Raw genomic sequence first — 5,941 nt, 5'->3', positions numbered from 1 at the left:
CCTTGAGCCGCTGCGTTGGTTGACCGAGACGCTTGAGAAGCTGCCTACCTGCCCTAACAGCCAGATCGATACCCTGCTGCCGTTCACGAACTCTACCCAGCCTTAAAGCCAATTGCCAGATGGGGCCGCTGGACGCTTACGATTCTGCTGCTGCGCCATCGCTTCGGCGGGCTGGTGCCCAGGCTATGCGGGCGCCGCCGTGTGCGTGCTCGGCGGAGCGGTCGCGCTGGCCGCCGCGCTGACAAAAGCAAAGCCGCAGCGGCTTGACATAGTCGATGTCGGCGCCCTGCGCTTGGCGGTATACCAGAAAGCGGGCGGTGTCCACGCTGGCGTGCCGGTGTCCTTGCTGGGCGGTTCGACATTGTGGCCGCGCCTGCTGGTGCTGCGGCTGGGGCGCGAGGACGGCGGCGTCGCCACGCTGCTGGTGCTGCCCGACAGCGTGGCGGCGGCGACGTTCCGGCCGTTGGCGCTGGCCTGCCGCGCGATCGCGGCGCGCGGCGCGGAGGCGGAATAAAAAGTCAGGAAAACCGTGAACTTATTGCAGTCGGCAAACTCTATCACTGAGAGCATGTATCGAAATGGGCGTGGGCAGGCGCGGCGGCGTGAGCGCCGTGCCTTGCGGCGGGACGCCGCATCAAGGTCATGGCCATTTTGAAACGTGTTGCAGGCATGCCGCTGGCCACCAAGGATTAGGGAGTGACGACAGAACGGGAATGCGATCAGCTGCTGGTCGAGCGGGTGCGGAAAGGGGACAAGCGGGCTTTTGATTTGCTGGTGGAAAAATACCAGCGGCGCCTGGCGCGCCTGGTCTCGCGCATCGTGCACGATCCTGCGGAGGCGGAAGATGTGGTGCAAGAAACGTTCATCAAAGCTTACCGGGCCCTGCGGCATTTTCGCGGCGATTCGGCGTTTTATACCTGGTTATATCGGATCGGTATCAATACGGCCAAGAACTTTCTTGTGACACAGGGGAGGCGTGCGCCGACCTCGACCGAGCCGGACACGGAGCAGGCCGAGGGCCACGACGACGGGGAGCACCTGCGCGACATCGACACGCCGGAATCGGTGTTGGCCAGCAAGCAGATCGCCCGCACCATCAACGCGGCGATGGACGCGCTGCCCATCGACTTGCGGACGGCGATCGCGCTGCGCGAAATCGAGGGCCTGAGCTACGAGGAAATCTCCGACATCATGGCTTGCCCCATTGGCACCGTGCGCAGCCGCATTTTCCGCGCGCGCGAAGTGATCGCGGAAAAATTGCGCCCGCTGCTGGACATGCCGGTTGACAAGCGCTGGTAGGTCGGCAACGATAGAACCGGCGACGCGGCCGCGACGGTGGTCCGGCCCCGGCTTTGACCCCGGCCTCGATACCGGCCCGGCTGTGGGCCGGGTGCGACCCGCAGTGCGCGAGATTTGATCTGGCAGGAAACTTATGGATACCCTGAAAAGACTGCATGAAAAAATTTCGGCGCTGGTCGACGGCGAGCTGCCCGATAGCGAGCTGGAGCTGGCGATGGCGGCCCTGAACAGCCCTGCCGGCCGCGCCGCCTGGCGTGCCTATCACCTGATCGGCGACACCTTGCGCGCCCAGTCTTCCGGCGCCGGCCTCGACGACGCTTACGCGCAGCGGCTGGCGGCGCGGCTGGCGGCCGAGGCAGCGCTGCCAGGCGAGGCCGCCATCGGCAGCGCACAGCCCGCCAACGCACAGGCCGCCGGCGAAAAGCCTGGCACCGTAAAACCTGGCGCCGCAAAACCTGCCACCGCGGAGCCCGGCACCGCAGCGTCTGGCGGCGTGGAGCCCGGCAGCGCCGAGTCCGGCGGTGGCTTGCCGGACGCCGCCGCGACCTTACCCTCATAACGCCGCGCCGCGCCGCGCCGCCGCAGCAGCCCCGGCCGCTGGCCCCCGGCCCCCGGCCACGGCCGGGCGCCCGTCCGCCGCCACCGCGCACCGTTCCCTTTGATAAACTTCTGCGTCACGTTCTGCGGGATAGGCGGCGGGGCTGATTTCGCTTACCATGTGCGTTGCCATGTGGCGCGACGGAAGTAGGGCGTGCGTGCCATGGCCACGTTCACTTCACGACCTCGGGATCTTACTTTTCATGACAACTACTACCTCTGTTGCTGGCAAGGCGCTGACGGCGCTGATGTTGAGTGCCGGCGTCTGTTTCGCTCCCGCCCTGATGCTGATGGCGCCGTCCGCCCAGGCCGCGACCGCCGCCGTGGCGGGCTTGCCGGACTTTACCGAACTGGTCGACAAAGTCGGACCGGCCGTCGTCAACATCCGCACCACCGAACACTTTAAGGCCGGCGCCGACGGCGCCCAGGCCGCGCCGGACGAAGAAGAGATGCGCGAATTCCTGCGCCGCTTCTTCGGCGGCAATGGGCCGGGCGCCGGTCCCGGTGCCGGTCCCGGTGCCACGCCGGGCGCCCCGGGCGCGCCGGCGCCGCGCGGCCGCCGCCAGGCGCCGCCCGACGAGGAAGTGCAGCGCGGCATAGGCTCCGGCTTCATCATCTCGGCCGACGGCTATGTGTTGACCAACGCCCACGTCGTCGACGGCGCCGACGAGGTCTACGTGACGCTGACCGACAAGCGCGAATTCAAGGCCAAGGTGCTGGGCGCCGATGCCCGCAGCGACGTCGCCCTGCTGAAAATCGACGGCGCCAAGCTGCCGACGCTGACCATGGGCGATTCGAGCAAGATCCGGGTCGGCGAATGGGTGATCGCCATCGGTTCGCCGTTCAACCTGGAAAACACGGTCACGGCCGGCATCATCTCGGCCAAGGCGCGCGACACCGGCGACTATCTGGCGCTGATCCAGAGCGACGTCGCCGTCAATCCCGGCAACTCGGGCGGCCCGATGATTAATATGCGCGGCGAAGTGATCGGCATCAATTCGCAGATCGCCACCCTGTCCGGCGGCTACAACGGCATCTCGTTCGCGGTGCCGATCAACGAGGCCATGCGCGTGTCCGACCAGTTGCGCAAGAGCGGCAAGGTCACACGCGGGCGCATCGGCGTTCAGATCGGCGAGCTGGGCAAGGAAGTGGCGGAATCGCTGGGCCTGAAAAACGCCCAGGGCGCGGAAGTGTCGCTGGTCGAGCCGGGCGGTCCGGCCGACAAGGCCGGCATCAAGGCCGGCGACATCATCCTCAAATTCAACGGCGAGCAGATCAGCCGCTCGTCCGACTTGCCGCGTCTGGTCGGCAGCACGGAGCTGGGCAGCAAGGCCGTGGTCACCATCTGGCGCAAGGGCGGCCAGCTCGACGTGCCGGTGACCATCGCCGAACTGGCGGCCGACAAGCCGGCCAAGGTGGCGGCGGGCAAGGGCAAGCCGAAGGCCGAGGCGGCATCGAATGTGCTGGGCTTCAAGGTCAGCGATTTGACGGCGGCGCAAAAGAAAGAGCTCGAACTCGACGGCGGCGCCTCGGTCGACGAAGTCGACGGCGTCGCCTCCAAGGCCGGCATCCGCGTCGGCGACGTGATCTTGCAGCTCAATAATGTGGAGATCAAGGACGCCAAGCAATTCAACGCCGCCGTCGCCAAGCTCGATCCGAAGAAGCCGTCGGTGGTGCTGGTGCGGCGCGGCGATGTGACCCAGTTCGTGTCGCTCAAGCCGTCGGCGAAGTAGACAGCCGCCGCCGTGGCGCCGGTCAGCCACGGCTCCGTCGTCCTGGCCAGCCACCACAGCGGCGTCGGGGTCAGACCTCAGTTTCGAGAGGGGCATTCGAAACTGAGGTCTGACCCCGGTCTTGACCTCGGTCTTGACCCCGATTCGGCGCCCGGCGAATCACACTTTTACGTCCGGTAGCCGACTCACACCACATCATGCATTTCACCCTCTACACCCGCAGCTACTGCCACCTCTGCCAGGGCATGCTGGACGCGCTGCTGGCCCTGCAAACGCCGGCCCGGCCGTTCACCGTCGACGTGGTCGACATCGACGCCGCCCCGGCGCTGCTGGCCCGTTTCGACGAGCTGGTGCCGGTGCTCTACGCCGACCTGTCCCAGCCCGAGCTGTGCCACTATCACCTCGACGCCGCCCGCGTGCGACAGGCGCTGGCCGCCGGCGCCGTCGCAAAATCATAGCGTATCAACAATTCCCCTCCCAAACTTAGCCTTTTTTGCCAAAAAGAATTAGTAAAAATATATTTTCCCGTGGCGCATGCGTCATAAGACGGGCTTTCCACTCTGAAATCCGGTAAAATGCGGGGGTGGAAAAGCTGCTGTTCTGCGTACCCCAGGTCGTATCAAAGGCGCTCGCCAGGGCATACCGCCCCGCTCGGAGCGCTTTTTTTGTGTTGCGCGCAGGCTGAACGCTCCCCAGTGTGCGGCCTGTGCCCGCTGTCGTCTCAATCCGTTTTTTATATCTGTTAATGAACAACATACGCAATTTTTCCATCATCGCCCACATCGACCACGGTAAATCGACCCTGGCCGACCGCATCATCCAATTGTGCGGCGGCTTGTCCGACCGCGAGATGGAGGCGCAAGTGCTCGATTCGATGGATCTGGAGCGCGAGCGCGGCATCACCATCAAGGCCCAGACCGCGGCGCTGAGCTACAAGGCCCGCGACGGCGTGGTCTACAACCTGAACCTGATCGACACGCCGGGCCACGTCGACTTTTCCTACGAAGTGAGCCGCTCGCTGTCGGCCTGCGAAGGCGCGCTGCTGGTGGTCGACGCCTCGCAGGGCGTGGAGGCGCAAACGGTGGCCAACTGCTACACGGCGCTCGACCTCGGCGTCGAAGTGGTGCCGGTGCTCAATAAGATCGACTTGCCGAACGCCGACCCGGCCAACGCCATCGCCGAAATCGAAGACGTCATCGGCATCGACGCCACCGACGCCGTGCATTGCTCGGCCAAGACCGGCCTCGGCGTGGAAGACGTGATCGAGTCCATCATCGCCAAGGTGCCGCCGCCGAAGGGCGATCCGGACGCGCCGCTGCAGGCCCTGATCGTCGACTCGTGGTTCGACAACTACGTCGGCGTCGTCATGCTGGTGCGCGTCATCAACGGCACGCTCAAACCCAAAGAAAAAATCCGCCTGATGGCGACCGACTCGGTGCAGCTGGTCGAAGACGTGGGCGTGTTCTCGCCGCGCTCGGTCTCGCTGTCCAAGCTGTCGGCCGGCCAGGTCGGATTCATCATCGCCGGCATCAAGGAATTGAAGGCCGCCAAGGTCGGCGACACCGTCACCTCGGCCGCCCGTCCGGCCTCGGCGCCGCTGCCGGGCTTCAAGGAAGTGCAGCCGCAAGTGTTCGCCGGCCTGTTCCCGGTCGAGGCCAACCAGTACGACGCGCTGCGCGACTCGCTGGAAAAGCTCAAGCTGAACGACGCCGCCCTGATGTACGAGCCGGAAGTGTCGCAGGCGCTGGGCTTCGGCTTCCGCTGCGGCTTCCTCGGCCTGCTGCACATGGAAATCGTGCAGGAGCGCCTGGAACGCGAATTCGACATGGACCTGATTACGACGGCGCCCACCGTCGTCTACGAAGTGGTGCAGCGCGACGGAACCGTCCTGAGCGTCGACAATCCGTCGCGCATGCCGGACCCGTCGCGCATCGAAGAAGTGCGCGAACCCATCGTCACCGTCAACCTCTACATGCCGCAGGAATACGTCGGCTCGGTCATCACCCTGTGCATCGCCAAGCGCGGCATCCAGATGGACATGAGCTACCACGGCCGCCAGGTCAAGCTGGTCTATGAAATGCCGATGGGCGAGATCGTGCTCGACTTCTTCGATAAATTGAAATCGACGTCGCGCGGCTACGCCTCGATGGATTACGAGTTCAAGGAATACCGCGCGGCCGACGTGGTCAAGGTCGACATGCTCATCAACAGTGAAAAAGTCGACGCGCTGGCCATCATCGTGCACCGCTCCAACAGCCAGTACCGTGGCCGCCAGGTGGCCGCCAAGATGCGCGAGCTGATCCCGCGCCAGA

General features: G+C 65.2%; 7 protein-coding genes. 6 read left to right on the top strand and 1 reads right to left on the bottom strand.

Annotation, left to right across the window (positions count from 1 at the left end):
* The first annotated feature begins 292 nt into the window (after positions 1 to 292).
* From Q0S71_RS12710 to Q0S71_RS12690, 5 genes are all read left to right on the top strand, one after another.
* Complete coding sequence (locus Q0S71_RS12710; RefSeq protein WP_295995920.1) at positions 293 to 514, top strand: hypothetical protein; 222 nt, start codon at positions 293 to 295, stop codon at positions 512 to 514.
* 182 nt (positions 515 to 696) lie between these two features.
* Entirely contained in the window at positions 697 to 1,299 is a 603-nt protein-coding gene (gene rpoE / locus Q0S71_RS12705; protein ID WP_295995917.1) for an RNA polymerase sigma factor RpoE, read from the top strand.
* A 133-nt stretch (positions 1,300 to 1,432) separates the two neighbouring features.
* Positions 1,433 to 1,858 (top strand): sigma-E factor negative regulatory protein, encoded by a 426-nt coding sequence (locus Q0S71_RS12700; RefSeq protein WP_295995914.1) that lies wholly within the window; start codon positions 1,433 to 1,435, stop codon positions 1,856 to 1,858.
* Between the two features lie 286 nt (positions 1,859 to 2,144).
* Positions 2,145 to 3,629 carry a Do family serine endopeptidase gene (locus tag Q0S71_RS12695; RefSeq protein ID WP_295995922.1) on the top strand — a complete coding sequence of 495 codons (1,485 nt, stop codon included), beginning with the start codon at positions 2,145 to 2,147 and terminating at the stop codon, positions 3,627 to 3,629.
* A 197-nt stretch (positions 3,630 to 3,826) separates the two neighbouring features.
* Positions 3,827 to 4,087, top strand: coding sequence for a glutaredoxin family protein (locus tag Q0S71_RS12690; RefSeq protein ID WP_295995911.1), 261 nt, complete (start codon positions 3,827 to 3,829; stop codon positions 4,085 to 4,087).
* A gap of 25 nt (positions 4,088 to 4,112) precedes the next feature.
* Here Q0S71_RS12690 and Q0S71_RS12685 read toward each other — a convergent pair whose 3' ends face one another.
* Positions 4,113 to 4,385 carry a hypothetical protein gene (locus Q0S71_RS12685; RefSeq protein ID WP_295995909.1) on the bottom strand — a complete coding sequence of 91 codons (273 nt, stop codon included), beginning with the start codon at positions 4,383 to 4,385 and terminating at the stop codon, positions 4,113 to 4,115.
* Between Q0S71_RS12685 and lepA the strand changes: the two genes are divergently transcribed.
* Positions 4,375 to 5,941, top strand: a 1,567-nt coding sequence (lepA, locus tag Q0S71_RS12680) for a translation elongation factor 4 (RefSeq protein ID WP_295995906.1), incomplete at its 3' end; no start/stop codon positions are given. The two genes, Q0S71_RS12685 and lepA, sit on opposite strands and share 11 nt — an antisense overlap.

The organism is Rugamonas sp., from assembly GCF_025354735.1.
Taxonomy (GTDB): domain Bacteria; phylum Pseudomonadota; class Gammaproteobacteria; order Burkholderiales; family Burkholderiaceae_D; genus Rugamonas.
Note: the sequence above shows the minus strand (reverse complement) of the source record. Positions and strands in the feature narration are given on the sequence as shown.

Bases quoted from the DNA above. Each gene is read 5' to 3' on its own strand.
- Q0S71_RS12700 (WP_295995914.1), top strand. From the start codon at position 1,433: ATGGATACCCTGAAAAGACTGCATGAAAAAATTTCGGCGCTGGTCGAC.
- Q0S71_RS12695 (WP_295995922.1), top strand. From the start codon at position 2,145: ATGTTGAGTGCCGGCGTCTGTTTCGCTCCCGCCCTGATGCTGATGGCG.
- Q0S71_RS12690 (WP_295995911.1), top strand. From the start codon at position 3,827: ATGCATTTCACCCTCTACACCCGCAGCTACTGCCACCTCTGCCAGGGC.
- Q0S71_RS12685 (WP_295995909.1), bottom strand. From the start codon at position 4,385: ATGTTGTTCATTAACAGATATAAAAAACGGATTGAGACGACAGCGGGC.